We start from the raw sequence: 24,796 nt of genomic DNA, 5'->3' as shown, positions 1-24,796 counted from the left end.
CTCAGCACTCACCACTCACCACCGGAGGCACTCATGCACGGACACCACGGCCCCGCCGTCGAGGCGGACGCCCACACCGACACACGACCCTGGGGACCGATGATCGTCGCGCTCGTCGCGCAGGTCCTCGTCGTCATCGACATCTCCGTCGTCAACACGGCGATGCCGACCATCGGCCACGAGTTGGGGCTTGCCAGCAGCGACCTGCAGTGGGTCGTCACCGCGTATCTCCTCCTCTCCGGCGGCTGCCTGCTGCTCGGGGGGAGGATCGCGGATCTGATCTCGCGTCGTACGGTGTTCCTCACCGGCCTGACGTTGTTCACCACGGCCTCGTTGTTCACTGGTTTCGCCAGCGGCGCGGCCGAGCTCGTCGCCGGCCGCGCGGCCCAGGGAGGTGCGGCAGCCCTCATGACACCGGCGGCCCTGTCGATCATCAGCACCACCTACACGGGCACGCAGAAGGCGCGGGGCCTTGCGCTCTGGGGAGCCATCGGTGGCCTGGGCATCGCGGTCGGAGTCGCCCTGGGCGGCGTCCTCACCACGTGGGCCAGCTGGGAGGCGATCTTCTGGATCAACGTGCCGATCGGCGCGCTCGCCATCGCCGCCACCTTCCACCTCGTCGCGAAGGACCCGAAGAGTCCTGCCGGCCTGGCCGAGTTCGACGTCCCCGGAGCCCTGGTGGGCGTCGGCTCGCTGGCCACCTTGACGTTCACCCTGGCCCGCGTGGAGTCCCAGGGTTGGGCCTCGGGCCAGACCGCTGCAGGCCTGGGCGTCGCTGGGATCCTGATGCTCGCGTTCGTGTTCATCGAGGGCCGCGCCGCGCAGCCGCTGGTGCACCCGCACACCTGGAGGATCTCGACCCTGGTGTCGAGTACGACCGTGATGCTCGGCATCACCGGCCTGCTCATGGCGGTGGTGTTCCTGACGTCGATCTTCGGGCAGACGGCCCTCGGCTACTCCGCCCTGGAGTCGGGACTCGCGTTTCTCCCGCTCGCGGTGACCCTCGTCGTCGGCACCCACCTCGCCGCCCACGCCAGTGCGCACCTCCCGGTGCGGACCATCGCCGCCATCGGGCTGGGCATCGTCTCCGGCGGAGGCCTGCTGCTGTCCCGTGCCGACTCGATGTCCTCCTACGTCGGCGGAATCCTGCCCGGGCTGTGCCTCGTCGGGCTGGGTGCGGGCCTCGTATTCGCCGCCGTGGCGGGCACCGCGATGAACGGCATCCCGGCCGAGCACGCCGGCATGGCGTCGGGGTTCCTGATGACCGGGCATGAGGTCGGAGCAGCACTGGGCGTGGCCGTCCTGTCCGCGGTCGCCGGTACGGCGGGCAACCTCACCGCCGCCTCCGGAGTGGTCGAGGCCTACTCCCGCGGCTCGCTGGCCATCACCGCGATCGCTGTGGTCTTCGCCGCAGTGGCCGCCGTGTGGATGCCTACCGGGAAGGCCGACGCTGCCCACATGCACCTGCACTGAGTGCTCATGGCCGAAGGACAAGAGAACGTCCCCAGACAAACGCGGTTGTCTGGGGACGTTTCCTGGCCTGCGCCGAGCGTGGCTCAGATGTCGTAGGTCAGCTCGAGATGGCTCCCCGCAGTCCGGGTAGCCCGGTGCTGCGCGCGGGCAGGCAGCACGCGGACCGCGGCCGAGAGCGTCGATCGACCGGACCGCCCCAGGCCGCTGGGATGGCGCCAGGCGCTCGGTGGCCGCCCCGTAGTCCGGCACCACCGGCTTGCGGTTGATGTAGTAGCGCTCGGTCACGTCGTGGAGGTGCGGCCCAGCTGATTCTTGGCAGCCTCGGCGTTGTACACCGCGTCGATCTCGGTCGCCACCGTTCGGCGGAAGCAGTGCGGAGTCACGTCCTGCAGCACGGAGAGCCATAGTCATCGAGCAGGCGGATGTGGCGCAGCCGGCCTCGGATGTTGGTGGGTTAGTGCCAGAGTGGCGTCGCGGGTGACGAAGACCGCGTCGGTTCATGGTGCGTCTGGGCGACCTTGCGCCGGCGCAGCAGTGCCGCGGCCCAGTCCCACGGCACGGCGTCCCGATCGCGCGCATCGCTGCTAGCCCGGCACAAGGACCTCTCAGTCGGGTCCGCCAGAGCCTTTCGTGAAATCTACCGTTTCCGGTATGGTTGTCGAAAGGAGGAGGGGCCGGATGGAGATCGACGTCAGGGAGGCAGCGCGCCGTCTCGGTGTCAACGACTCCCGGGTCCGGCAACTGCTCCGTGCGGGCGTCCTGCGCGGCCGCCGTCTGGGCAACTTCTGGCTCATCCGGGCCGAGGACGTAGCGCGTCTCCAACGCAATGGTCGCCGCCCGGGCCGACCGCTGGCGCCCAAGCGGGCCTGGGCGGCCCTCGACCTCCTCGATGGCGGACGCGCGGCGTGGCTGTCGGATTCCGCGCGCTCGCAGGTGCGCCGCTATCTCGCCGACCTGATCGCTCCGGGCCCGGACGACTGGAGGGCGGCTCTGCGAGGACGCAGTCTTGTGCTCGACGTCGTAGCCCATCCGGCAGCCATTGATCGCCTGCGCCGCGTCGACGGCGTCCTCTCAGGCGAACCGAGCGCAGCGGTCGGCCGCGGGTTCGACCTCATCGTGCTTTCGGAGCCGATCGCAGAGTTCTACATCGCCGAGGACGTGTGGCCTGATCTGTCCCGCTCCCTCGCGCTGCGCGAGGGAGCGGAGTCGAATCTCAGGGTCCGTCTTCCGAACGAGGTCTGGCCGTTCGCCGACGCGGGCCCCTCGGGACAAGGCGGGGTTGGCGACGCCGTGCTGGCGGCAGACCTGCTTGAGGCAGCAGAGCCTCGTGCCGTCGCTGCGGGTGTCGCGCGTCTGGGTGAACTGCTGGCCGGTTGGCAACGCGAACGGTCCCGCGGATGACCCTGGTGATCGAACTGCCGGTCTTGCCGCCACCGGTCGACCAGTTGTGGCACACCCTCCTCGACCTGGGTGACCAGTTGCATGTGCCTTGGGCTCTCATCGGCGGGCAGATGGTGCTGCTACATGCGATCGAGCACGGACAGATCCCGCCGCAGGTCAGTCAGGACGGCGACGTGATCGCGGATATTCGCGCTGTCCCGAGTGCTTTGACTCAGGTCGTGTCCGGCCTGGAACGACTGGGATTCGCGTTGCAGTCGATCAGCGCCAATGGACTTGCGCACCGCTACACCCGGACCGCCGAACCCCGGCCCGTCGTCATCGACGTACTTGCGCCCGAAGGGCTGGGGGAGCGGGCCGACCTCACCACCACCCCGCCGGGCGAACCGTCGAGGTGCCCGGCGGCACTCAGGCGCTCAGCCGGACCGAGAAGATCACCGTCGTGCACGAAGGGCGCAGTGGCAGGATCCCCAGGCCCACGCTGCTGGCTGCGATCGTCGGCAAGGCGGCAGCGACAGCGCTGCCCGGCCCGGACCGTCACTACCGAGACCTCGCGCTGCTCTGCGCACTCGTCGGGGACCCGTTCGAGTTCGTCGAGCAGATGACCCCCAAGGACCGGCAACGACTGCGTCTGGCAGACAAGCTCCTCGACTACTCACACCCAGCCTGGGCTCTCCTGCCTTCCGCGATCAGGAGTGAAGGTCAGATCGCCTACGGGATCCTCCACGGCTGAGCCGCCGCTCTCGTGAGGACGTGCCGGAGGACTTCGTGATCGCCCGCAACGCCGAAATCGAGTCGACGCTGCCGCCCCTCCTCCGGATCCCGCTCGGGGTCGGCATCATCCTCAAGGCGAAGGAAACCTGGCCGCGCACCGGAGCGCAAGTCCCTGGCGGACCTCGTCTCCTCGCTGACCACGGGCAGACTGACAGCGTCCGGCCCAGCGTCGTGGCTGATGCGATCGCCGAATGCCACGTCCGGTTCCCGACCGATCCTGTCGTCTTCTGCGACACCCAGAACCTCGCCCAGGAGTGGACCTACCCTTCCTCGCCGCCGCTCGCGCCCGAGGCGAGACCTGAGACTGTGGGCGGTTGTTGCACGTCGCACCAACACGTCAGCGTTAGTGCCTCAGGTCGCTCCCGACAGCGGCGAGGAGCAGATCGGTCGAAGTCACGGTCGCGAACTCGGTGTGGAGGTTCACCGCGGTGGCGTGAACAAGTTCGTCGGCGGTCATGACCGTGCCATCGGGGCCGCCCCTGTCGAAGGTGTGAGTGGCGTCAAGGGCGAACCACACCTGGTAGCCGAGGTTGCCCCCGATGCGCGCCGTGGTCTCACAGCAGTGATTCGTGGTGATGCCCGCGATCACGATCCCCGCGATTTCGTGGGCCTGTAGCCACGCGTGCAGGTCAGGGGTCCCGTGGAAGCTGGAATTGACGTTCTTGCTCACCACGAGCGCCGGCTCGGCCCTGAGGTACGACTTCAGTGCATTCCCTGGCTGGCTGGGGTGTAAGGGGCTGTCGTGATCGTCGGAGTCGTGACGGACATACACAATCGGGAGCCCTGCTCGTGCGAAGCCTTCGATGAGGGCCGCGATGTTGCTGTCTGCCTGAGGGTTGTTGCGTGGCCCCCATCGCGGGTCCTCGAAGCCCATCTGAACGTCAACGACCACCAACGCAACGAGCGGGCCGAGACCTGAGAGTCTGGCGTCCGATTCGTCCATATCTGTCCTTCACCTGCGCTCGTGATCCATGACGACTATGACGGTAGCGCTGCTGAACTGCCCGCGCTCACGTCCGACCGGTCGCGGGACCGGCACCTCGACGTGGACCGGGGCATCATCTGCCATCATCCGGACCTTGACGATCGGTGGATGGGGCTGGCCCACAGCTCGGCGCTCACCACGCCCTCCCGGAGGGGAGGCTCCGCCGGTGGGGTTGGGAAAGGTGCAGGACCGTGTAGCGGTCCCCGGGCGCGGTCGCGGGAGGCTGCGTGTTCCACAGGGTGAACCGCACCAGTTGCCACGTGGACGGGTCGATGCCAGCGACGATGCCGTTGACGTCCGTTTCTTGCGCAGCGTCCACCGTCTCGTGGACGATCCGGTCGATGAGGTCGGGAAGCGCGTTGGCCGGGTCGACAGGGTCGACCTCGCGTGTGGCCGCGACGGGTGGCTCACCGGGTGCGGGTCCATCGATGTGGGCCACCGTCTGCCACGTCCGGACTGCCGGACGCCCGAAGTCGGTGCGGATGCCGTCGAAGCCGGCCCCGAAGAGGAAGTGGTTCATGCCGGTGTCGCCCGCCCACATGTAGAAGGGCGCGTACTGGTTGACCGGCGAACCGTGCTGACCGCGCTCGCGTATGAGGTAGGCCTTGGCTCCGAGGTCGGTGAAGTGGTCGGTCCGTGACCCGCGGGTCCCGACACGTCGCCGGATGATGCCCATGTCGTAGTCCGCGGGCAAGGTGATCTCGTACTGCATGAGCTGCATGAGCGGTCCTGTTCATAGTGGTTTGGTCATGAGTGCGGCGACTTCTTCCCCCAGCCGGTGACGGCACAGAACACATTGCCCTCCGGGTCTGCGTACACCCGCCAGCGCCCCCCGGGGTCGTGCCACCGTGCCTCTGCCCCGAGCCGAGCGAGCCGATCCAGATCCGCCGGGCCATCCAGGACCACGTCGAGGTGGACACGGCCGCCGGAAGGAGCGAGCTCCTCGGCGGGGCTCACCCACACGTGCAGTACGTCGCGACGGCCGAGCAGCACCGCCTCGCTCTCGCCGAGCGTCCCCTGCTCGATCGCGCGTGCGTCGGACGGGTCGATCGGGAGGTCCAGCAGTTCCGACCAGAACCGCGCGAGCTCGCTCGGTCGTCGGCTGTGGATCGTGATCGCGTCGAGATGTGGCACGGATACCTCCTGGGATTTGATGGGCATGACTGAAGTGGGCGGAGTCTGGCGACCGACCCCGAACAGAGATCGTGCGAGCGGCGGTGACCTACTGCGTTGTGGCAGGGTCTCGCGGCAGGAACTCGTCGAGAGCCTTCACGACCAGGGATGGTTGCTCGAGGGTCGGCATGTGCGGGGTTCCAGGCATCTCCGCGTAGCGGGCGCCGGGGATGTCGCTCGCGATTCGGGACATGACCTCCGGCGTGGTGGACACGTCCCGCTCGCCGGCCAGCACGAGGGTGGGGGCGCCGAATCCGGTGAACCTCCCCTCGACGTCGAGGGTCTGGAACGCCCGCCAGGCCGCGGCTGAGTGCTCGGGGTCGCCGCGCAGCACGCAACCTCGGGCGTAACGCACTCCCCAGGCGTTGACGGCCAGTGCATCGGAGGTGAACCACCGTGCGAGCGAGGGCGCCACCTGAGCGGTCATGCCGTCCTGCTCGATCGATCGAGCCCGGCCCTCGAAGGTCTCGAAGGCCACATTGGTCGTGGCCATGAGCGTCATGGAGGCGACGCGTTCGGGCGCGAGCGTCGCCGCGGTCTGCACGATGCCGCCACCATAGGAGAGGCCGACGACGTGCGCGCGATCGAGGTCGAGGGCGTCCATGACGTCGAACAGATCGGTGGCGAGGTCCTTCATGGACGACGGCAGCGGCGCCTCGGTGGCCGAGCCGTGTCCGCGCACGTCGTACGCGAAGACTCTGCGTCCGACCGCCAGCCGGTCGATGACCGGCTCCCACATCCGCCAGTCCAGGCCCAGGGCGTGCACCAGTACGACTGGAGGCCCGGTGATGCCGGCGTGGGCCACGGTGGTGCCGTGGTCGCCGAGGAGCACACGATGCAGGAAGGACGGGTCCGTGCTACCTGTCTGGCTGAGGACCCGGTCGATCACGGTGAGCGCGTTGAGAGCTCGCGGGAGCCCGGCGTAGACCGAGACATGCAGGGGGATGCCCCGCAACTCGGTGGCAGTGATGCCGTGACTCAACGCCGCGGCGGCGTGGGCGGCGAGCTGCCGTTCGCTGTCGCCGAGAGCGACCAGAACAGCGACGGTGGCGAGCTCACGCTGTCCCATCGTCAGCTCCGAGCCCGACAGCGGACCTGCGAACGGCCCGTTCACCAGCCAGTCGTACATCTGGGGCGATGCCGCTCGGACACCACTCAGTGCTTCATCGGGTCGGCGCGCCATCAGCCGGGCGAAATGCGCCGCTCCGCGGGTCTCGGGGACCGCGGCACGTTCCGTTCGAACGTCCTGGTCCCGATCGTGGAGCTCGATGTGGTTCATATGGTTGTTTCCTTCTGGAGAGCCAGGTGTCCTGACTGGGGTGTGTCTGCGGTCGGGAGGTGGGGTTGAGCCCGGACGGGCGCGGTGCTGTCGCGGAGCGGCAGGGCGAACGGGCCGCGGGTCGGCAGGAAGGCGTGGACGTCGTACGTCGCCAGGCCGTCGCGGGTGAACGGGTCCGCCGCGATCAGTGCCCAGATGGCGTCACGGTCCGCCGCGCGCGCGATGATCACGCCGCCGGTGCGCGGGGCCCTGGGGCCGGAGGCGAGGAACTCGCCGGCTGCGAAGTGCTCGTCGAGGAACCGCCGGTGCGCCGGCATCATGGCGTCGATGGCGGACAGGGGAGCGGTGTAGGTGACGACGAGAACGAAGACCAGACCGTCGTTGAGGTCGTGCTGGATGGATGTCATGTCCGCCAAGTCTGGGCCCGCAGCAGTCATCGAGTCCAAGACTTGTTGAGGCTGACAGTCATACACTGTACTTATGGTTGACAGCAGGCAGTTGCGGTACTTCGCTGCGGTCGCGCACCGCTTGAACTTCACACGCGCCGCGGAGGACCTCCTCATCGCGCAGCCGGCGTTGAGCCAGGCGATCCGGCAGCTCGAACGAGAACTCGGCGTGATGTTGTTCGAGCGCAACACCCGGGGGGCCGTCCTGACGCCTCCGGGCGAGGTCCTGCTCCGCGGCGCCCAACGCACGCTGCGGGAGCTGGAGGTCACAGTCGACGACGTTCGCAGCTTTGCCGGGCAGGTCACCGGGCGGGTCCGTCTCGGTGCCTGGCAGTCCATGGAGGTGCGGCTCCCGGACCTGCTCGCCGCCTTTCGTCACGAGTATCCGGCGGTCGACGTGGCGGTGAACGAACTGGTTTCCGACGCGATGCTGGACGCCGTCCGGGCCGGCACGCTGGACGCAGCCATGGTGGTGCAGCGCGAGCACGTCCCGATGACAGGCCTGGCCAGCCAGCCGTTCATCACCGAGCCCTACGACCTCGCGGTCGCCGAGTCACACGCACTCGCGCAGCGCACGGAAGTCCGCCTCGACGAACTCGCCGAGGAGCCGTTCGTCCTGCACCGGCCGGGATCAGCGGTCCGCGACCAGATCCTGAACGCGTGTGCAGACGCGGGATTCCGACCGCGTATCGCCCTCGAGACGGGCGAGATGAGCGCCGCGAGGGCCTTCGTGGCCGCCGGTCTGGGCATCACCGTGCTGCCGCGATCATCGCTGGCGAGCGCCGGTCCAGCGGTCCGCATCGTGTCCTTGCGGCCAACGATCCACCGCACCTCGATCCTGGTGTGGCCCCAGAAGGGCCCGCGCTCTGCGGCCGCACGGTCCTTCCTGGAGTTCGCACGAGAGAACGACGAACTCTTGCACTGAGGCCGCACACGCGCTCGCGGTGGTCATTCGACATCACGCTCAGCGGACGTGAGGAAGAGACGCCCACGGGTGCGGACCGCGAGGGCGATCGCGGCCAGCGCGGTGGTCGCGGCGGCGACCCAGATCATGGAGTGTTCGGACCCGACCACACCGAGGTAGGAGTAGCTGGCGTCGAAGGATGCGTGGAACAGCGCGGCGACCACGACGCTTCCGTTTGCGGCATTGACCAGGCCGGAGATCAGCACGCTGGTGGCGACCACCAGGAGCAGGAACGGCGTTACCGGCAGTCCTTGGTCGCCGGCGTCGGGGGTGGCCAGCAACGGCAGGTGCCACCCGGCCCAGATCACGCCGAGGACCAGGGCCGCCTGCCAGGGCTTCATCCGGTGCTGCAGCCGTGGCTGGAGGGCCCCGCGCCAGCCAGCCTCCTCGGTGAGCAGGAACAGCCCGGTGCCGTAGGCGAGGTAGAGCAGCGCGCCGGGCAGGCCCAGCACCTCGCCGACCGGGACGTCGCGCCCCAGGGCGGTCGTCACGGCGCCGGCGAGGACGGCCACGAGCACGGGTGCCAGCAGTGCCGTGGCCCACGTCCAGCCGGGGACCCGGACGCGAGTGATCCGCCGACCCAGGTCGGTCACGGCGCGACGTCCCCCGGTGACGGCCAGGGCGGCCACCAGCAGCGGCAGCATGGTCCAGAGCGCGAGGCCTTGGGGGAGGTGCCAGCCGATCACGCCGTGGTCCTCGGCGATCCGGCTGAACCACCAGGCCCACGGTCCGGCGAACAACGCCAGGGTCACCAGGACGATGGCGCTCGTGCCTGCGTGGGGTCGGTGTCCCGTCGCACGCATGGCACCCCGGTCGGCGGCGACCAGGACCGCATCGAACAACTGGTCGGCGACCTCGGCCTTGTCGAGGTACCACGCACCGGCGGCCCTCGCGATGTCGGCGGTGCGCTGGTCATTGCCGAGCGCGACGGTCCGCAGACCGGCGGGCAGTCCGCGGAGCTGCTCGAGGTGGCTCTCGGACGTGGCCGGTCCAAGGTCCAGGACGACCACGTCGGTGTCGCGGCCGACCACGGAGGAGGTGGTCGCCGGGCGCGGGCCTGCGGCGTACGACTCCACCACCACGGTGCCGCCACCGGACGTCAGCAGGTGCCGCAGGCTGGTCCGCACCCGTTCGTCGTCGGCGACGACGGCGACCCTGATCGGACGGGTGGAGGTGTCCAGCGACGTCACGCGGCACCTGGCTCGGCCATCGCGGCGGACGGGGACCGGTGCGCCGAAACCTGGACGGCGGTCACCACGAGCCGGACGGTCACCATGGTCAGCGCCATCAGGACGAAAGCGGCGGTCCACGCGTCGGCGCCGGTGATCTGGTGGCGCATCGAGAACTCGCCGATCGTGCGGGCGCCGGAGTGCGTGGCCCACTGGGCGAACAGCATGCGTCCTGCGATGGTGGCGATCCAGACGGCTGCGAACGCCGTTCCAGCGCTGATGACGAGGTGGCCGTGACGGCGGTGCATCCGGGTCAGCAAGGCGGCCAGCGTGCCGAGCACGAGTCCCGTCGCGGTGCCGATCAGTTCGAGACCGAGGTCGTGGCCGGCCGTCGGCAGGTCCCGGAGGAACCACGCGCCGGCGGCGGCCACGACTGCGAGCGGGACGAGGAACGTGGAACGCGTGACGCGGTGGGTGCCGAGGTTGCGGGTCAGTACCCAGCCGAGGAGGGCCAGGTTGAGGATCCATTGGGCGGTGGACATGGTGGTCTGCCTTTCAGAACTTGGCGACGCGGTTGATGAGAGCGGTGACGAGCGAGCGGGCGGTGCGGCAGGAGCGGGCCCGACGCCGCTGCTCGGCGTCGGCGACCCGACGCCTGATCTCGGCTCGCGCGACGATGAGGTTGAGGTCGTTCATGTCGTCTTCCTTGCTTCCAGGTGCTCCGGGCCGGGGCACAACAGAAGCGTCGCGTCAGCGCGGGGTCCGTCGCTTCGGCACAGTTGCCGGACCGGCCTCGGTGCTGTGGCCGGGCCCGACCTCGGCGGAATGACGTAGCGGGGTCAGCGGCGGAGCGGAACGGTGACGGTGACCGTGCTGCCGCGTCCCGGGGCTGAGTCGATGCAGCAGGTGGCGCCGATGGCGTCCGCGCGCTCCCGCATCGTGCGCAGGCCGAGGTGCCCGGGCCGATCCAGCCGCGGGTCGAAACCGCCGCCGTCGTCGCTCACTCGCAGTTCGAGGGTGACCTCGCGTCGCTCGAGGTGTACATCGACCCGTTCGGCCGCGGCGTGCTTCACGGTGTTGTGCAGCGCCTCCAGAGCGATCCGGTACAGGTGCTCCTCGACCGTCGGATCGAGCCGGATCCAGTCGTCCGGTCCGTGCACCTCGACGACGAGCTGCTCGCGGGCGGCCACCGCGGCGGCCTGCTTGGTGAGGGCCGCGACCAAGCCCTCCGCTTCGAGCGCCCCCGGCCGGAGCTCGAAGATCAGCGCGCGCATCTCGGCCAGTGCGGCCCGGGTGAGACCGTGCAACTGCTCGATCTCGATCGCGACGGGATGGTCCGCGGCCAGGCCGGCGGTCTCGAGGTGCCGTTGGGCGGTGCGGGCGTGCAGGGTCATCGAGAAGAGTGCCTGACTCACCGAGTCGTGCAGCTCGCGGGCGAGCCGGTGCCGCTCCTCGAGTGCGGCGGTCTGCTCGGCGGCGCGGTAGAGCGTGCTGTTGCGGACGGCGACGGCGGCCTGGTCGGCGAGCGCAGCGAGGTAGCCACGGTCATCGTCGCCAAGGTTCTGCCCGGCGGCGAGGTAGACCGCGACCTCCCCGACCACGACGCCGGAGGCCACCAGGGGGAACAGCACCATGTCCTCCCAGGGCGCGTCTTGGACCAGCAACCGATGCACCGGTGCGAGCGACTGGTCCGCCAGGGCGTCGGTGCGGAACCCTCTTCTGATGGTGCCGTCATATTCGGATAGGTCGATCGGGCGCATCCCGCGGATCCGCCACACCTCCTCGAGCGCTTCGGCGAACCCGGCGCCGAGCACGTCGTCGGCGTAGGCGGTGGCCGGGCGGCTCCAGTCCTCCTCCCAGCACACGATGCTGCACGCGACTGCGTCGCTGGTGCTGTGCACGGCCTCGACGACTTGCGAGACCGTGGTGGACAGCGGCTGGTCCACGCTCATTCCGGCGGCGACCTGGGAGAACATCGCGATCCGCGCCTCGAGGCGCTGGAACGACAGCACCCGGTCGGTGGCGTCGGTGACGATGTCGACGACCCCGACGACCCGGCCGTCACCGAACAGCGGCGCGAACACCACGTCCCAGTACGTCTCGGTGCCGGGGATCGCGATTCGGTGGGCGGCCTGACGGATCACCCGTCCGGAGAGCGCGGTGTCGACCAGCAGCTGCACGGCGTCCTCGTTGCCGGGGATGAGCTCGTTGAGGTGCCTCCCGGGGGCGGTGTACTCCGCCGGCACGCCCAAGTAATGCTCGTAGAAGGCCGTCCAGGTCTTGTTGCAGCGCTGCAGGCGCATGTCGGTGTCGAAGACTGCCACCCCCATCGGCACCCGGTCGAAGAACAGCTCGAGGAGCTGGGTGTCGAGTGGCGAGCTGCTCGGCGCCACGTCGTCGATCAGCGGTTGCGTCGGCATCGAGGTGCTCCGCAGGAAGTCGCGGACCGGGTCGGAGCTCATCGCGTCGGGGGCTCGGGTTCGTCGACGAGTCCCTCGCGGACCGCCCACATCGCAGCCTGGGTGCGGCTGGTCAGGCCGAGCTTGGCGAGGATGTTGGACACGTGCGTACGCGCCGTACGCTCGCTGACGCCCAACTCCCGGGCGATCTGGCGGTTCGTGGCGCCGGAGGCGATCGCCGCGATGACCTCGCGCTCGCGTGGAGTGAGTGGCGCCTGGGCCTGCTTGGGGGCACGCAGCGACGCGGTCAGCGTACGGGCGGCGGCCGGGTCGAGGTGTACGTCGCCGGCGATCGCGGCCCGGATCGCGGCGGCGACGTCGGGGGCGTCGGCATCTTTGAGCAGGTAGCCCGCAGCGCCCGCCTCCAGGGCAGCGCGGATCTGCTCCTCCTCGATGAAGCTCGTCACCGCGACCACCTCGGTTTCCGGCCAACGCCGCTTCACCTCGGCAGTGGTCGCGATCCCGTCCATCCGCGGCATCTTCAGATCCATCAAGATGATGTCGGGCAACTCGCCGGCACGGTCCAGCACGGCGATCTCGTCCAGGGCCGCCCGGCCGTCCGAAGCCTGGCCGACCACTCGCATGCCAGGCTCGATTCCCAGGTAGGCGGCCAGCCCGGTCCGCACCACGCGGTGATCGTCGACCAGGAACACGCGGATCTCGTCCACTCTCAGCCCTTCCGGCTCGCCGTGTGCGGGGTCATCTTCCTCGCCCACTCCGCAGGCGCGCAAGCACTGCCGAACCGGGACGGTGCTGCGGCGGGCGGCCGGTCAGCGGCCCGCCGGGTGTGACGGTGGTCTGCGCACTTTGCATCGCCGGGGGTCACCGGCAGATACCGGCGCATCGAGAGTCTCCGACCGCAGACCCGCAGTTCAGCGGCTAGGTTTCTCTCATGGACGCAGTTGTCGGCGGATTTTCGTGCTCACGCTCAGTGGCGCCGGCGTCTTCGCGATGACGTATCACGTGGAGTGCGTCGCCCTGCTCGAGCGGGGGTAGCGGGGGTCATGGTGGACTGGGAGAAGCGCGACCCGATGGACGACACGGCCCCGCTGGCCGGAGTCGTGCCGCCTGGGCCGCCCCCTGTGCTCGGGCCGCCCGTGCCGGCCCCCGTGACGCAGCCGCTGCCGGTGCAGCCGGGGCCCGTCCTGGTGCACATCGGGGAGATCCAGGTCTCGGCCGACACCGTCTACACGCCCAGTGGCGTGTTCCCGGTCGCGGGCACCACCTGGTATGCCCAGGACCAGTGGACGATGACCCAGAAGATCCCGACCTGGGCGATCGTGTGCGCCGTGGTCGGGTTCTGCGTCCTGACGGTGTTCAGCCTGCTGTTCCTGCTCGCCAAGGAGAGCGTCGTGACCGGCGCGGTCGCCGTGACCGTCACGAACGGCACCCAGAGCCACACCACCTACCTGCCGGTCGGGCACCAGCTGCACGCGGTCGACGTGCACAACCGGGTCAACTACGCGCGAGGGCTGGCCGCGCGCTGACATGCCCCTCGGCAGGCTTTCCCGGAGCCTTGATGTCGTGTATCTTGATATCAAGAGACTTAGAACGACACCAAGTAAGGCAAGCCTCACTTTTCGCTGTCCACCACACATGGGCAAGATGGACGTGAGCGCCCACCACGAAGTCAAGGAGATGGCTGATGCCGAGTCAGGACAGCTTCGGTGCCAAGAGCACCCTGGATGTGGACGGAAAGTCCTACGAGATCTTCCGGCTGGACGCAGTCACCGGTGAGGGGTTGGACGTCGCCTCACTGCCGTTCTCCCTGAAGGTCCTGCTGGAGAACCTGTTGCGCACCGAGGACGGGGCGGACATCACCGCCGACGACATCCGTGCGATCGCGGGTTGGGACGCCGATGCGGACCCCAGCAAGGAGATCCAGTTCACCCCCGCCCGCGTGATCATGCAGGACTTCACCGGGGTCCCGTGCGTGGTCGACCTCGCCACGATGCGCGAGGCCATGGCCGACCTCGGTGGCGACCCCACCAAGATCAACCCGCTCGCGCCCGCCGAGATGGTGATCGACCACTCCGTGATCGCCGACGTGTTCGGCACCCCTGAGGCCTTCGAGAAGAACGTCGAGATCGAGTACGAGCGCAACCGGGAGCGCTACCAGTTCCTGCGCTGGGGCCAGGGCGCCTTCGACGACTTCAAGGTGGTGCCGCCGGGCACCGGCATCGTCCACCAGGTCAACATCGAGCACCTCGCCCGCACCATCTTCACGCGGGTCTCGACGAGCTCGACCGGTGAAGAGGTGCTCCAGGCCTATCCCGACACCTGTGTGGGCACCGACTCCCACACCACCATGGTCAACGGCATCGGGGTCGTCGGCTGGGGCGTGGGCGGCATCGAGGCAGAGGCAGCGATGCTGGGCCAGCCCGTGTCGATGCTCATCCCGCGGGTCGTGGGTTTCAAGCTCAACGGCGACCTCCCCGAGGGTGCCACCGCCACCGACCTGGTGCTCACCATCACCGAGATGCTGCGCAAGCACGGCGTCGTGGGCAAGTTCGTGGAGTTCTACGGACCGGGCGTCACCGTGCTGCCCCTGGCCAACCGGGCCACCATCGGCAACATGAGCCCCGAGTTCGGCTCCACGATCGCGGTGTTCCCGATCGACGAGGAGACCACGAAGTACCTCCGCCTCACCGGTCGCAGCGAGGAGCAGCTGGCGCTGGTCGAGACCTACGCCAAGGAGCAGGGCCTCTGGCACGACCCGGACGCCGAGCCGCGCTACTCCGAGAAGCTCGAACTGGATCTGTCGACCGTCGTACCGTCCCTGGCCGGACCCAAGCGTCCGCAGGACCGGGTCGCCCTCTCCGATGCGGCGGCTGCGTTCGCCGGGGAGCTGCCCACCTACACCTCGAACCCCACGGCGAAGGTCCCGGTCACCCTGGCCGACGGCACCTCGTTCGAGCTGGAGAACGGCGCCGTGACGATCGCGGCCATCACCTCCTGCACGAACACCTCCAACCCGTCGGTGATGATCGGCGCCGGCCTCCTGGCCAAGAAGGCCGTGGAGAAGGGGCTCTCGCGCAAGCCGTGGGTCAAGACGACCCTGGCTCCCGGCTCGAAGGTGGTCTCGGACTACTACGAGAAGTCGGGCCTGACGCCCTACCTCGACAAGTTGGGCTTCAACCTGGTCGGCTACGGCTGCACCACATGCATCGGCAACTCCGGCCCCCTGATCCCCGAGGTCTCGGCTGCGGTGCAGGACAACGACCTCGCCGCGGTGTCGGTGCTCTCGGGCAACCGCAACTTCGAGGGTCGGATCAACCCCGACGTGAAGATGAACTACCTGGCCTCGCCGCCGCTGGTGGTCGCCTACGCACTGGCCGGCTCCATGACCGTCGACCTGTTCAAGGACCCGCTGGGCCAGGACACCGACGGCAACGACGTCTACATGCGCGACATCTGGCCCAGCGCCGCCGAGGTGGAGGACGTGATCGCCCAGGCGATCAACTCCGACATGTTCGACGACAGCTACGAGGACGTCTTCGCAGGCGACGCGACCTGGCAGTCACTGCCCACCCCGGAGGGCAAGACCTTCGACTGGGACCCCCAGTCGACCTACGTCCGCAAGCCGCCGTACTTCGACGGCATGCCCGACACACCGGAGCCGGTGGCCGACATCGCCGGCGCGCGGGTGCTGCTCAAGCTGGGCGACTCGGTGACCACCGACCACATCAGCCCGGCCGGCGCCATCAAGAAGGACTCCCCGGCGGGCAAGTACCTCGCCGAGCACGGCGTCGGGCAGCGGGACTTCAACTCCTACGGCTCGCGCCGTGGCAACCACGAGGTCATGATCCGGGGCACCTTCGCCAACATCCGGCTGCGCAACCAGCTCGCCCCCGGCACCGAGGGCGGCTTCACCCGTGACCTGGCCGGCGACGGCTCGGTGACCACGGTCTACGAGGCCTCGGAGAAGTACATCGCCGCCGGCACCCCGCTGGTCGTCCTGTCGGGCAAGGAGTACGGCTCCGGCTCGTCGCGTGACTGGGCCGCCAAGGGCACCGCGCTGCTCGGTGTCAAGGCAGTGATCGCGGAGTCCTACGAGCGCATCCACCGCTCCAACCTCATCGGGATGGGTGTGCTGCCGCTGCAGTACCCCGCCGGAGAGAACGCGGAGTCCCTCGGACTGACCGGTGAGGAGACGTTCTCCATCACCGGGGTCACCGCGCTCAACGACGGCACCACGCCCCGGACGGTGAAGGTCAAGGCCGACGACATCGAGTTCGACGCCGTCGTACGCATCGACACCCCCGGTGAGGCGAACTACTACCGCAACGGCGGGATCATGCAGTACGTCCTGCGCAACCTGCGCAAGGCCTGACGCGCGGGGGGTTTCCCCGGTCGGCCGGGGAAACTCGCGGTTGTCAGCCGTTGCGCCCACTGACAACCGAGAGAACAGCCTGACCGGTGTGACCGTTGTGGCGCCTGGGACCGGGTGTGTGACCGACTGCTAGCCTCACCACGCTGCTGCCACACGGGTGGCGGCGTATGCGGACGGGGGAGTTCCTCATGGCCATCAGCCTGAGCAAGGGCGGCAATGTGTCGCTGACCAAGGAAGCCGGCAGCGCGGGACTCAGCGCCGTGACAGTGGGACTCGGCTGGGATGCCCGGACCACGGACGGCGCAGCCTTCGACCTCGACGCGAGCGCGATCGGCGCGAAGGCCGACGGCAAGGCCTACTCCGACAAGCACTTCGTGTTCTTCAGCAACCTGACCAGCCCCGAGGGAGCGATCGCGCACACCGGCGACAACCTCACCGGACAGGGTGACGGCGACGACGAGAAGATCAAGGTCGACCTCGCCGCGCTGCCCGCCGAGGTGGACAAGGTCGCGTTCTCGGTGTCCATCTACGAGGCCGACCAGCGCGGACAGTCGTTCGGCCAGGTGCGCAACGCGTTCATCCGGGTGGTCAACCAGGCCGACAACACCGAGCTCGCCCGCTACGACCTCACCGAGGATGCCTCCACCGAGACCGCCATGGTCTTCGGTGAGCTCTACCGCCATGGGGGCGACTGGAAGTTCCGCGCCGTGGGCCAGGGCTACGCCTCCGGCCTGTTCGGCATCGCCAGCGACTACGGGATCAACGTCTGATGGCCATCGACTACACGAAACGTACGCCGGCCGCCACCCCGACGCCCCCCGCCGCGAGCCCGGTCTCCTTGAGCAAGGTCACCTTGACCAAGTCGGCGCCGTCGGTGTCGCTGAGCAAGCAGGGCTCGGCCGGCGGGACCCTGCGGGTCAACCTGAACTGGAACGCTCGTCCCGAGGGTGCGGGCGGCGGTTTCCTGAAGCGCAAGAGCGGGGGGATCGACCTCGACCTCGCCTGCCTCTACGAATACCACGACGGCTCCAAGGGCGTCGTCCAGGCGCTCGGCAACTCGTTCCGCGATCGCCACACCTACGGCCCGGACCCGATCTGCTGGCTCGACGGTGACGATCGCAGCGGCACCAACAGCGGTGGCGAGAACCTGTTCGTCAACCTGGCGAATGTCGCGGGGATCAAGCGCATCCTGGTGTTCGCCTTCATCTACGAGGGCGTCGCGAACTGGGCGGCCGCCGATGGGGTCGTCACCCTCTACCCGGCCTCCGGTCCCGAGATCGAGGTCCGGCTCGACGAGCACAACCCGCGCTCGCCCATGTGCGGCATCGCGATGCTCGAGAACGTCGGGGGAGAGCTGACCGTGCGCCGCGAGATCACCTACGTCAAGGGACACCCCGACCTCGACAAGGCGTTCGGCTGGGGACTGCGGTGGGCTGCCGGCCGGAAGTGAGCGGTACGGCGCCTCAGCGACCGCCCGTGTGAAACTCATGTGACAAGCATGTGAAATCGCCCCGGGCAGGCGAAGGTCGCGCCCAGGCTGGAGGGACCACCACCCACCCGGGAGTCCTCGCGCCATGGTCCACCGTCCGTCTCGCCGAGCCGTCAGCCTACGACGCCTCCTGGCCCTCGCCCTGCTGCAGACCGCTCTGTTCACGATGATCCCGGCCTTGGCCTGGGGTGGTGCGCTGCTGCTGAGCGATCGGATCTTGCTGCCGTCCGCAGCCCCGCAACCGCCGGCGGCCCCCGGTGTTGCGCCCGCTGCCGCGCCGGAGCCCCGACAGCGCGCACTCGCCCGGCTGTCGCGCACCTGGGAGTGCTCGGCGAGCGGGCTGCCGCCAGGAGTGATCCCCGCGCATGCCCTGGTCCGGGTTGCCGGGAACCTCGAGGTGACCACGTTCGACATCGGCTGGGCGATCCACCTGGGCGAGCGACCGGGCCGGCTGCTGGCCGTGTGTGCCCGCTGAGGCTCAGTAGCGCACGCTGACGCTGCCCACACTCGGGTCGATCCGGCATTCCCCTCCGTTGGGCACCACCAGTTGCGGGTCGGTGTGCCCCAGGTCCACGTCGAAGACCAGGGGAATGTCCGGGTTGTACTCCGTGAAGGCTGCCAGCACCGCCTCCCGCTGCGCGGTGACGTAGTCGGCCCGCTGCGCCGGACTGTTCGGGGACTCGAACGACCAGGCCTTCGCCCGGCCCATCAGCAACCCGGCGAACCTACCCAGCATCCCCCGCTCACCCATGCACATCAGCAGCCGTGCAACGTACCCCGCACTCGGCAGCTCCTCGGACGTCTCCAGGTACAGCACACACCCGTCGTACGCCGAGTCGTCCGGCAGGTGGGTGCCGACGCGCAGGTTGATGTCGACGATCTCCAGGCAGCCGCCCCAGAGTCGGCCTTCGACGACTCCGGAGCGCTGGCCGTGCCACTGCCAGCCGGTGCCGGGGGACATCTCAGGCTCGATGGCGAGACTGGCCGGGTCGGCCCAGTCGAGGTGGACATCGGTGTAGCTCGCTGCGGGCCGCAGGTCGTACCAACCCTGGGTGAACAGGGCCGCCTGGAACGACTCGGCGCTGTGCGGATTCATCGAACCGTGCCGTCCGAGCAGGGTCATCACGGTGCCGCCGTAGTAGGACACGTGGCCCAGGCTGAACAGGTAGAGGTGGAGGTTGGAGTTGTCGCTGAGCCCGAAGAACGGCTTGGGGTTGGCCCGGATCACGTCAGCGTCGAGGTGGGGCAGGATCCTGACCTGGTCGTCACCGCCGATGCTGGTCAGGATGGCCTTCACCTCAGGATCCGCGAACGCCGCGTTGACGTCACGGGCGCGTTCGGCCGGCGAGGACCACACCCGGGTGCTCGGGTACTCGACCGGCACCAGGCCGTAGACCGTCTCGAGGCGGCGCAGGCCGAGCTCGTACGGCGCCGGGAACGTGGCAGGAAGTGCTGCGCCGGGAGAGAGGATCGCGACCCTGTCACCAGGCACCGGCTTGTCGGGGTAGGTCACCATCCTCAGCACTGTAGAACCCGTGAGGAGCCGTGACGAACCGGTTGCCCAGTAGCGTTGCCAGCATGATCGTCGCCTTCAGCCTCTCCCCGATGTCCACCGACGACACCGGGTCGGTGACCGAGGCGGTCGCCGCCGCGGTCCGGGTGGTGCGTGAGTCCGGACTGCCACACGAGACCAATGCGATGTTCACCAACCTGGAGGGGGACTGGGACGAGGTCATGGCCGTGGTCAAACGTGCGGTGGACGTGGTCGCGGAGGTGTCGCCGCGGGTGGGGCTCGTGCTCAAGGCCGACATCCGGCCGGGCTTCGACGGTCAGCTCACTGCGAAGGTTGAGCGCATCGAGCGGGCCCTGGAGTCATGAACGGGGACCTGTTCGAGTTCGGACCGAGTCCCGAGCAGCGTCGCCGTACCGCCCAGATCGTCTTCGCCGTGCTCACCGCCATGACGGTCGTCGGACTCACCGTGGCTGTGCCGCTCGCGGTCGAGCAGGATCGCGACGACGCGCACGTGGCCGGCGCCGCCACCTTGGATGAGGTCAAGGTGTTCAGCAACATCCCGCGCTACCACACCGAAGGCAAGGTCGACTACGGCCAGGTCCCGCCGGTGGGTGGGCCGCACAACCCCGTGTGGCTGGCCTGCGGGTCGTTCGACGCTCCCGTGCCCGATGAGAACGCGGTGCACGATCTCGAGCACGGCACCGTATGGATCACCTACCGACCGGGCCTCTCGCCCCTCCAGGTCGATGCCCTCACCAGGATGCTGCCCGACGACGGCATCATCAGTCCCTACGAGGGGCTGCCCGCACCGGTCGTCGTCACCGTCTGGGGCCGCCAGCTCGCGCTCACCGGCGCTGACGACCCGCGGCTGCCGCTGTTCCTGGAGGAGTTCGGCGGAGGACAGACGGCGCCTGAGCCGTTGGCGACCTGCGGTGGTGGCCTGAGCGAGGACGACCTCACTCTCGCCGTCTGACGAGTGGTACCTGAGGCGGATGTCCCCGGCCCGGCGGGGAGCGAGAATGGGCCCATGATCAGTCGACGTGGGGTGTTGGCCGGGGGTGCAGGGATCATCGGACTCGGGGTCGTCGGCGCGGCTGGCTGGGAGCTCGCGCCGTACCGCGTGAAGGAGAGCCTCGGGCTCACGCCGGACCCCTTCATCCCGGACGCCCCCGAGGGACAGGTGCGGCTCGAGACCGTGAGCTCGGCAGCGATGGGCGCGGACGTCGACCTGTTCACCGCCGTGCCGGAGGGGTACGGCGACGGGGCCGGCCTGCCGGTGGTGGTGATCCTGCACGGGTCCAGCGCCAGCGCGGCCGAGTTCCGGGACTTCGGCTTCGGTCACTTCCTGACGGCGGCCGTGCAGGCAGGAGCGGCGCCGTTCGTGCTGGCCGGCACCGACGACGGCCCCGCCGGATGGGTGCCGGACGGCAGTGGAGCCGATCCCCAGGCGATGCTCACCGAGGAGATGCCCCGGTGGCTGGGCGAGCGCGGCTTCGACGCCGACCGTCGGGTCCTGTGGGGCTGGTCGCGCGGCGGGTACGGCGTACTCCGGCTCGCCGAGGCTCAGCCGGACTTCGCTCGGGCAGCCGCCCTGTTCTCCCCGGCGGTGGTCGACCCCGACCCGGTGTTCGACGACCTCGGGGCCCTGGCGAGGCTGCCCCTGGGGATCTGGTGCGGTGACGACGACCCGTTCGTCGACGGGGTCCGCCAACTCGTCGACGGCCTCGACGTCCCGCCCGACGTCCTCACCTACGCTCCCGGCGCCCACACCCGGGCGTTCTGGAACGACCACACGCTCGACGCCTTCGCCTGGATGGCGGCCCTGCTCTGACCCGTCAGCTCGCGAACACTCCGGCGTAGGCGTTCAGGGCCGGCTGTCCGCCGAGGTGGGCATAGAGCACGGTCGAGTCCGGGCCGATGGTGCCGTCGGAGACCAGGTCGATCAGCCCGGCCATCGACTTGCCCTCGTACACGGGGTCGATGATCATCCCCTCCAGCTCTCCGGACAGTCGGATGGCCTCGATCGTCGACTGCACGGGGATGCCGTACTCCTCACCGGCCCAGCCTTCGAGCACCACGATCTCGTCGTCGCGAAGCTCCCGCCCCAGCCCGATCAGGTCGGCGGTGTGCCGGGCGATCCGGGCCACCTGCGCCCGGGTCTTGTCCAGGGTGGCCGAGGCGTCGATACCGATCACGCGACGTGGCCGGTCCTGGCCGGCGAAGCCGGCGATCATCCCGGCGTGGGTCGAGCCGGTCACGGTGCACACGATGATCGTGTCGAAGAAGACGCCGAGGTCCTCCTCCTGCCGTTGGACCTCGTAGGCCCAGTTGGCGAAGCCGAGGCCGCCGTACTTGTGCTCCGAGGCCCCGGCAGGGATCGCGTAGGGCTTGCCACCGGCAGCCTCCACCTCGGCCAGGGCGTCCTCCCAGGACCGCCGGATGCCGATGTCGAACCCGGCGGGGTCGAGCCTCACGTCGGCACCCATGATCCGCGACAGCAGGATGTTGCCGACCGTCTCGTTGCCCGGGTCGTCCCAGTCCACCCACTTCTCCTGGACCAGACGACACTTGAGCCCGAGCTTCGCGGCGACGGCGGCCACCTGTCGGGTGTGGTTGGACTGGTAGCCACCGATCGAGACCAGCGTGTCAGCGCCCTGGGCCAAGGCATCGGGGACGATGTACTCCAGCTTGCGGGTCTTGTTGCCGCCGTAGGCCAGGCCGGAGTTGCAGTCCTCGCGCTTCGCCCAGATGTCGGCGCCGCCCAGGTGGGCGGTCAGGCGGTCGAGGCGGTGGACGGGGCTGGGTCCGAAGGTGAGTGGATAGCGCTCGAAGTCGTCGATGGACATGGTTCTCCCTGCTCGTGGTCAGCCGGCCCGGGTGAGTCCGTGGCCGCTTGAGATGTGATGGTCTGCCCGGTCGAGGTCGGCCAGGGTCGTCCAGGTGGTCAGGGCTGCGGTTGCAGCGCGCTCGACGTCGTTGACGGCGCACGCCTCGATCATCTCGTCGTGCAGCGCCACCGAGTCGCGGCCCGCCTCTGATGAGAACCGCAGTCGTTCGACCCGGCGCAGGAGGGGGGAGTACTGCTCGAGGATGTCGCTGATGGCCGTGTTGCCGGCCGCGTCCACGCACACCTGGTGCAACCGGTCGTCCGCGGCCAGGGCGGCGGTGGCGTCACCGGCGTCAAGCGCCGTTGCGAAGGCGAGGTTGGCATCACGCATGGCTGCGAGGGCGGCGTCGTCGAGCGACGGTACGGCGAGGCGGACGGCGAGCTCGTGCATCGCGGCCACGACCGGCTGGGCGGCGTGGACGGCGGCGTCGTCCAGCGGGGCGACGACGGTCGAGTGGCCTGGCCGCGTGCGCACCAGCCCGGATCGCTGCAGACGCATGAGGGCCTCGCGGATGGGTGTGCGACTCACGCCGAGCCAGGTCTCCAGCTCGCCCTCGCGCAACTGCTCACCCGGCTCCAGGATGCCGTCCACGATCGCGTCGCGCAGCTCGGCGTACACCCGGTCGCGCAGCAGGGTGCGCGCGGCGACACGAGAACGGTCCGGCACGGGCATATGCAATATATTGGAGCGTGCGGATGACAGAAGTCAATGTCCTGTCCGCGGCTCAGGGAGTTGGAGGAGCGGTTCGCTGACGCTGGGCCAGCTGCGTCTGCTCCTCGGAGTCAGTGAAGCCGACCGAGCGGTAGACCCGGATGGCCAGGTAGTCCGGGTCGGCGACCATCACCAGCGTCCTGGACGCGAGCTCGTCGAAGCCGAAGCGGCTCACGGCGTGCACCAGACTGCCCGCCAGCCCGCGGCCCCGGAAGTCGGGGTGGGTCTCGACCGACTGGAAGCGGGCCAGTCCCGGGCTCGCGGCGTACAGGCCCATGCCGGAGACCATGCGACCCTCGAGGAAGGCGCCCCACCAGGCGCCGTGGCCCGCCTCAGCCCGGGCCCGCTCGCTCGCGGCCTTGCGGGTCGCGAACACCAGATACCCACCCGGTTCGTGGTCGTCGTTGCAGGCCGCCGCGAGGTCGACGCGCTGAGCCCAGTCGTCGTCGGAGGAGAGCCGACGGTACGTCGCCTCGCGGTTGGGGCGGGGAGGCTCGTGGACGGTGGAGGCCGTCATCACGGTGCCCAGGTCCAGCTCCAGGCCCGCTGCGACCAACGGTGCGACGGCCGCGCGCTGGTCCTCGGTGCCGTCGACCCCGAAGGCTCGATGGTGTGAGTCGGGGAAGGTGGCGTCGTACTCCTCGATCAGGTCCTGGACCGCATCGGGGTGTGGCGGGCGTGCGAGCAGCACGAAGTTGCCCCAGTAGAAGTCCGGATTGGCCCGAGTGCGGACGACCACGTGGTCCCCACGGTCCTCGATCTCGGAGCCGGCAAGTTCCAGCAGGGCCAGGTCGGTGCGAAAACCCAGGGAGCGTACGTCCATGAGCACCGAACCTAGTGGCCGGTGGCACGATCGGTCACATGGATTTCGAGACGAGGACCTACCGCACCGGCGACCGCGAAGCGGTGCTCGACCTGACCCGCGACTGCGCGGACTTCGTGGCGCGCCGAGGGGACGGTCTGTTCCATGTCTTCGTGCCGCATGCGACCGCGGGCATCGCGATCCTGGAGACCGGCGCAGGCAGTGACCACGACCTGCTCGCCGCCCTGCGTGATCTGCTGCCCGCCGATGACCGATGGCAGCACCGCCACGGCAGCCCCGGACACGGCCGGTCCCACGTGATGCCGGCCCTGATCCCGCCGTACGCCACGGTCCCGGTGCGCGAGGGACGGCTGACCCTCGGCACGTGGCAGAGCATCTGCCTGGTGGATCTCAACGTGGACAACGCGGTCCGTGAGGTCCAGTTCGCTCTGCTCTCGGGCTGAGCGTCGCCGGTAGGCACCACTCAACGAGTGGTCGAACAGGTGTTCGAATACGATGTAGTCTAGGGGGATGGTCGCCTACGCCCCACCCGGATGGCCCGCCCAGGTCAGGCCGCCCGATGCTCCCGACTGGGAGCGCACGGCGAGCAGCTGGCTCCTGGACATCTGTCCGCCGGACTTCCGGGGCTACCGCACGCTGCGCCACCACCCGGTGGTGCTGGCGAGATTCGCCGCGCTGCACATCGAGGCCTGCCAGCTCGCCGCGCGTCGCGGGCTGAGTGAGGCTCGCTCCGAGCTGCGCGACGTCGCCGACGGCGACACTGTCGAGGCGGCGGTCCAGACCTGGCACACCGAGTCCGCGCGGCTGATCGCCATCCGACGCGCCGTCGGACTGGTCGAGGAGGCCCTGCGCGGCGGGCGCTTCCGGGCACGCCTCTGACTCCCTTCGACCGGTCGAACGGGGGTCGTACAGTCGGGAG

The 24,796-nt window shown here is 69.3% G+C and carries 28 protein-coding genes; 14 read left to right on the top strand and 14 right to left on the bottom strand.

Annotated features, from left to right (window positions below; genetic code table 11):
- Nucleotides 1-33: 33 nt before the first annotated feature.
- The 3 genes from AB7I40_RS18455 (at nt 34) to AB7I40_RS18445 (ending at nt 3,604) form a co-directional block, all read left to right on the top strand.
- Nucleotides 34-1,473, top strand: coding sequence for an MFS transporter (locus tag AB7I40_RS18455; protein WP_428344603.1), 1,440 nt, complete (start codon nt 34-36; stop codon nt 1,471-1,473).
- A 678-nt stretch (nt 1,474-2,151) separates the two neighbouring features.
- Nucleotides 2,152-2,874 carry a helix-turn-helix domain-containing protein gene (locus tag AB7I40_RS18450; RefSeq protein ID WP_428344602.1) on the top strand — a complete coding sequence of 241 codons (723 nt, stop codon included), beginning with the start codon at nt 2,152-2,154 and terminating at the stop codon, nt 2,872-2,874.
- Nucleotides 2,875-3,265: 391 nt separating this feature from the next.
- Nucleotides 3,266-3,604, top strand: a complete 339-nt coding sequence (locus tag AB7I40_RS18445) for a hypothetical protein (protein ID WP_428344601.1) — start codon at nt 3,266-3,268, stop codon at nt 3,602-3,604.
- 384 nt (nt 3,605-3,988) lie between these two features.
- Here the strand turns inward: AB7I40_RS18445 and AB7I40_RS18440 are convergent, their stop codons facing one another.
- The 5 genes from AB7I40_RS18440 to AB7I40_RS18420 form a co-directional block, all read right to left on the bottom strand.
- On the bottom strand, nt 3,989-4,588 hold the full coding sequence (locus tag AB7I40_RS18440; protein ID WP_428344600.1) for a cysteine hydrolase family protein: 600 nt from the start codon (nt 4,586-4,588) through the stop codon (nt 3,989-3,991).
- 175 nt (nt 4,589-4,763) lie between these two features.
- Nucleotides 4,764-5,351 carry a DUF4865 family protein gene (locus AB7I40_RS18435; protein ID WP_428344599.1) on the bottom strand — a complete coding sequence of 196 codons (588 nt, stop codon included), beginning with the start codon at nt 5,349-5,351 and terminating at the stop codon, nt 4,764-4,766.
- A gap of 26 nt (nt 5,352-5,377) precedes the next feature.
- Nucleotides 5,378-5,791 (bottom strand): VOC family protein, encoded by a 414-nt coding sequence (locus tag AB7I40_RS18430; protein WP_428348116.1) that lies wholly within the window; start codon nt 5,789-5,791, stop codon nt 5,378-5,380.
- A gap of 61 nt (nt 5,792-5,852) precedes the next feature.
- Nucleotides 5,853-7,082 carry an alpha/beta fold hydrolase gene (locus tag AB7I40_RS18425; protein ID WP_428344597.1) on the bottom strand — a complete coding sequence of 410 codons (1,230 nt, stop codon included), beginning with the start codon at nt 7,080-7,082 and terminating at the stop codon, nt 5,853-5,855.
- On the bottom strand, nt 7,079-7,489 hold the full coding sequence (locus tag AB7I40_RS18420; protein WP_428344596.1) for a YciI family protein: 411 nt from the start codon (nt 7,487-7,489) through the stop codon (nt 7,079-7,081). Before AB7I40_RS18420 ends, AB7I40_RS18425 begins: the two co-directional genes overlap by 4 nt.
- 73 nt (nt 7,490-7,562) lie before the next feature.
- On the opposite strand from AB7I40_RS18420, the gene AB7I40_RS18415 reads away from it, so the two are divergent.
- On the top strand, nt 7,563-8,453 hold the full coding sequence (locus tag AB7I40_RS18415) for a LysR family transcriptional regulator (RefSeq protein WP_428344595.1): 891 nt from the start codon (nt 7,563-7,565) through the stop codon (nt 8,451-8,453).
- 23 nt (nt 8,454-8,476) lie between these two features.
- On the opposite strand, the gene AB7I40_RS18410 is transcribed toward AB7I40_RS18415, so the two are convergent.
- The 5 genes from AB7I40_RS18410 to AB7I40_RS18390 form a co-directional block, all read right to left on the bottom strand.
- Entirely contained in the window at nt 8,477-9,682 is a 1,206-nt protein-coding gene (locus AB7I40_RS18410) for a CPBP family glutamic-type intramembrane protease (protein WP_428344594.1), read from the bottom strand.
- The gene (locus tag AB7I40_RS18405) at nt 9,679-10,203 is read right to left on the bottom strand and encodes a hypothetical protein (protein WP_428344593.1); all 525 of its coding nucleotides are present in this window, start codon (nt 10,201-10,203) and stop codon (nt 9,679-9,681) included. Before AB7I40_RS18405 ends, AB7I40_RS18410 begins: the two co-directional genes overlap by 4 nt.
- A gap of 13 nt (nt 10,204-10,216) precedes the next feature.
- Nucleotides 10,217-10,357: a hypothetical protein gene (locus tag AB7I40_RS18400; protein ID WP_428344592.1), complete on the bottom strand. Its 141-nt coding sequence runs from the start codon at nt 10,355-10,357 to the stop codon at nt 10,217-10,219.
- 143 nt (nt 10,358-10,500) lie between these two features.
- Nucleotides 10,501-12,123: a histidine kinase gene (locus AB7I40_RS18395; protein WP_428344591.1), complete on the bottom strand. Its 1,623-nt coding sequence runs from the start codon at nt 12,121-12,123 to the stop codon at nt 10,501-10,503.
- On the bottom strand, nt 12,120-12,788 hold the full coding sequence (locus AB7I40_RS18390; RefSeq protein WP_428344590.1) for a response regulator: 669 nt from the start codon (nt 12,786-12,788) through the stop codon (nt 12,120-12,122). The genes AB7I40_RS18395 and AB7I40_RS18390 overlap by 4 nt, the downstream gene beginning before the upstream one ends.
- A gap of 336 nt (nt 12,789-13,124) precedes the next feature.
- On the opposite strand from AB7I40_RS18390, the gene AB7I40_RS18385 reads away from it, so the two are divergent.
- From AB7I40_RS18385 to AB7I40_RS18365, 5 genes are all read left to right on the top strand, one after another.
- A complete protein-coding gene (locus tag AB7I40_RS18385; protein WP_428348115.1) occupies nt 13,125-13,607 on the top strand; it encodes a hypothetical protein in 483 nt (160 codons plus the stop codon).
- A 158-nt stretch (nt 13,608-13,765) separates the two neighbouring features.
- Nucleotides 13,766-16,453 (top strand): aconitate hydratase AcnA, encoded by a 2,688-nt coding sequence (acnA, locus tag AB7I40_RS18380; protein WP_428344588.1) that lies wholly within the window; start codon nt 13,766-13,768, stop codon nt 16,451-16,453.
- A 188-nt stretch (nt 16,454-16,641) separates the two neighbouring features.
- A complete protein-coding gene (locus AB7I40_RS18375) occupies nt 16,642-17,223 on the top strand; it encodes a TerD family protein (RefSeq protein WP_428344587.1) in 582 nt (193 codons plus the stop codon).
- Entirely contained in the window at nt 17,223-17,903 is a 681-nt protein-coding gene (locus AB7I40_RS18370) for a TerD family protein (protein ID WP_428344586.1), read from the top strand. Before AB7I40_RS18375 ends, AB7I40_RS18370 begins: the two co-directional genes overlap by 1 nt.
- A gap of 124 nt (nt 17,904-18,027) precedes the next feature.
- Nucleotides 18,028-18,417 (top strand): hypothetical protein, encoded by a 390-nt coding sequence (locus AB7I40_RS18365; protein ID WP_428344585.1) that lies wholly within the window; start codon nt 18,028-18,030, stop codon nt 18,415-18,417.
- Nucleotides 18,418-18,420: 3 nt separating this feature from the next.
- Here AB7I40_RS18365 and AB7I40_RS18360 read toward each other — a convergent pair whose 3' ends face one another.
- Nucleotides 18,421-19,458 carry a S66 family peptidase gene (locus tag AB7I40_RS18360; RefSeq protein ID WP_428344584.1) on the bottom strand — a complete coding sequence of 346 codons (1,038 nt, stop codon included), beginning with the start codon at nt 19,456-19,458 and terminating at the stop codon, nt 18,421-18,423.
- Between the two features lie 62 nt (nt 19,459-19,520).
- Here AB7I40_RS18360 and AB7I40_RS18355 point away from each other — a divergent pair, with 62 nt between their 5' ends.
- The 3 genes from AB7I40_RS18355 to AB7I40_RS18345 are packed head-to-tail and all read left to right on the top strand — an operon-like array spanning nt 19,521 to nt 21,286.
- On the top strand, nt 19,521-19,820 hold the full coding sequence (locus AB7I40_RS18355; RefSeq protein ID WP_428344583.1) for a thiamine-binding protein: 300 nt from the start codon (nt 19,521-19,523) through the stop codon (nt 19,818-19,820).
- Complete coding sequence (locus AB7I40_RS18350) at nt 19,817-20,428, top strand: DUF3105 domain-containing protein (protein WP_428344582.1); 612 nt, start codon at nt 19,817-19,819, stop codon at nt 20,426-20,428. The genes AB7I40_RS18355 and AB7I40_RS18350 overlap by 4 nt, the downstream gene beginning before the upstream one ends.
- 54 nt (nt 20,429-20,482) lie before the next feature.
- Nucleotides 20,483-21,286 (top strand): alpha/beta hydrolase, encoded by an 804-nt coding sequence (locus AB7I40_RS18345; protein ID WP_428344581.1) that lies wholly within the window; start codon nt 20,483-20,485, stop codon nt 21,284-21,286.
- 4 nt (nt 21,287-21,290) lie between these two features.
- On the opposite strand, the gene AB7I40_RS18340 is transcribed toward AB7I40_RS18345, so the two are convergent.
- The 3 genes from AB7I40_RS18340 to AB7I40_RS18330 are packed head-to-tail and all read right to left on the bottom strand — an operon-like array spanning nt 21,291 to nt 23,877.
- Complete coding sequence (locus AB7I40_RS18340; protein ID WP_428344580.1) at nt 21,291-22,301, bottom strand: 1-aminocyclopropane-1-carboxylate deaminase; 1,011 nt, start codon at nt 22,299-22,301, stop codon at nt 21,291-21,293.
- A gap of 18 nt (nt 22,302-22,319) precedes the next feature.
- Nucleotides 22,320-23,015 (bottom strand): GntR family transcriptional regulator, encoded by a 696-nt coding sequence (locus tag AB7I40_RS18335; protein ID WP_428344579.1) that lies wholly within the window; start codon nt 23,013-23,015, stop codon nt 22,320-22,322.
- 52 nt (nt 23,016-23,067) lie between these two features.
- Nucleotides 23,068-23,877: a GNAT family N-acetyltransferase gene (locus tag AB7I40_RS18330; protein ID WP_428344578.1), complete on the bottom strand. Its 810-nt coding sequence runs from the start codon at nt 23,875-23,877 to the stop codon at nt 23,068-23,070.
- Between the two features lie 38 nt (nt 23,878-23,915).
- Between AB7I40_RS18330 and AB7I40_RS18325 the strand changes: the two genes are divergently transcribed.
- Complete coding sequence (locus AB7I40_RS18325) at nt 23,916-24,320, top strand: secondary thiamine-phosphate synthase enzyme YjbQ (protein ID WP_428344577.1); 405 nt, start codon at nt 23,916-23,918, stop codon at nt 24,318-24,320.
- Between the two features lie 67 nt (nt 24,321-24,387).
- Nucleotides 24,388-24,756 (top strand): hypothetical protein, encoded by a 369-nt coding sequence (locus AB7I40_RS18320; RefSeq protein WP_428344576.1) that lies wholly within the window; start codon nt 24,388-24,390, stop codon nt 24,754-24,756.
- Nucleotides 24,757-24,796 lie beyond the last annotated feature (40 nt).

Origin of the sequence: Nocardioides sp. (genome assembly GCF_050246775.1) — a bacterium.
Taxonomy (GTDB): Bacteria; Actinomycetota; Actinomycetes; order Propionibacteriales; family Nocardioidaceae; genus Nocardioides.
The sequence above is the reverse complement of the archived record's forward strand: the minus strand, read 5'-3'. Positions and strand labels throughout refer to the sequence as shown.

Bases quoted from the DNA above. Each gene is read 5' to 3' on its own strand.
- AB7I40_RS18455 (WP_428344603.1), top strand. From the start codon at position 34: ATGCACGGACACCACGGCCCCGCCGTCGAGGCGGACGCCCACACCGAC.
- AB7I40_RS18450 (WP_428344602.1), top strand. From the start codon at position 2,152: ATGGAGATCGACGTCAGGGAGGCAGCGCGCCGTCTCGGTGTCAACGAC.
- AB7I40_RS18440 (WP_428344600.1), bottom strand. From the start codon at position 4,588: ATGGACGAATCGGACGCCAGACTCTCAGGTCTCGGCCCGCTCGTTGCG.
- AB7I40_RS18435 (WP_428344599.1), bottom strand. From the start codon at position 5,351: ATGCAGCTCATGCAGTACGAGATCACCTTGCCCGCGGACTACGACATG.
- AB7I40_RS18430 (WP_428348116.1), bottom strand. From the start codon at position 5,791: ATGCCCATCAAATCCCAGGAGGTATCCGTGCCACATCTCGACGCGATC.
- AB7I40_RS18425 (WP_428344597.1), bottom strand. From the start codon at position 7,082: ATGAACCACATCGAGCTCCACGATCGGGACCAGGACGTTCGAACGGAA.
- AB7I40_RS18420 (WP_428344596.1), bottom strand. From the start codon at position 7,489: ATGACATCCATCCAGCACGACCTCAACGACGGTCTGGTCTTCGTTCTC.
- AB7I40_RS18415 (WP_428344595.1), top strand. From the start codon at position 7,563: ATGGTTGACAGCAGGCAGTTGCGGTACTTCGCTGCGGTCGCGCACCGC.
- AB7I40_RS18405 (WP_428344593.1), bottom strand. From the start codon at position 10,203: ATGTCCACCGCCCAATGGATCCTCAACCTGGCCCTCCTCGGCTGGGTA.
- AB7I40_RS18400 (WP_428344592.1), bottom strand. From the start codon at position 10,357: ATGAACGACCTCAACCTCATCGTCGCGCGAGCCGAGATCAGGCGTCGG.
- AB7I40_RS18395 (WP_428344591.1), bottom strand. From the start codon at position 12,123: ATGAGCTCCGACCCGGTCCGCGACTTCCTGCGGAGCACCTCGATGCCG.
- AB7I40_RS18385 (WP_428348115.1), top strand. From the start codon at position 13,125: ATGGTGGACTGGGAGAAGCGCGACCCGATGGACGACACGGCCCCGCTG.
- acnA (WP_428344588.1), top strand. From the start codon at position 13,766: ATGCCGAGTCAGGACAGCTTCGGTGCCAAGAGCACCCTGGATGTGGAC.
- AB7I40_RS18375 (WP_428344587.1), top strand. From the start codon at position 16,642: ATGGCCATCAGCCTGAGCAAGGGCGGCAATGTGTCGCTGACCAAGGAA.
- AB7I40_RS18370 (WP_428344586.1), top strand. From the start codon at position 17,223: ATGGCCATCGACTACACGAAACGTACGCCGGCCGCCACCCCGACGCCC.
- AB7I40_RS18365 (WP_428344585.1), top strand. From the start codon at position 18,028: ATGGTCCACCGTCCGTCTCGCCGAGCCGTCAGCCTACGACGCCTCCTG.
- AB7I40_RS18360 (WP_428344584.1), bottom strand. From the start codon at position 19,458: ATGGTGACCTACCCCGACAAGCCGGTGCCTGGTGACAGGGTCGCGATC.
- AB7I40_RS18355 (WP_428344583.1), top strand. From the start codon at position 19,521: ATGATCGTCGCCTTCAGCCTCTCCCCGATGTCCACCGACGACACCGGG.
- AB7I40_RS18350 (WP_428344582.1), top strand. From the start codon at position 19,817: ATGAACGGGGACCTGTTCGAGTTCGGACCGAGTCCCGAGCAGCGTCGC.
- AB7I40_RS18345 (WP_428344581.1), top strand. From the start codon at position 20,483: ATGATCAGTCGACGTGGGGTGTTGGCCGGGGGTGCAGGGATCATCGGA.
- AB7I40_RS18340 (WP_428344580.1), bottom strand. From the start codon at position 22,301: ATGTCCATCGACGACTTCGAGCGCTATCCACTCACCTTCGGACCCAGC.
- AB7I40_RS18335 (WP_428344579.1), bottom strand. From the start codon at position 23,015: ATGCCCGTGCCGGACCGTTCTCGTGTCGCCGCGCGCACCCTGCTGCGC.
- AB7I40_RS18330 (WP_428344578.1), bottom strand. From the start codon at position 23,877: ATGGACGTACGCTCCCTGGGTTTTCGCACCGACCTGGCCCTGCTGGAA.
- AB7I40_RS18325 (WP_428344577.1), top strand. From the start codon at position 23,916: ATGGATTTCGAGACGAGGACCTACCGCACCGGCGACCGCGAAGCGGTG.
- AB7I40_RS18320 (WP_428344576.1), top strand. From the start codon at position 24,388: ATGGTCGCCTACGCCCCACCCGGATGGCCCGCCCAGGTCAGGCCGCCC.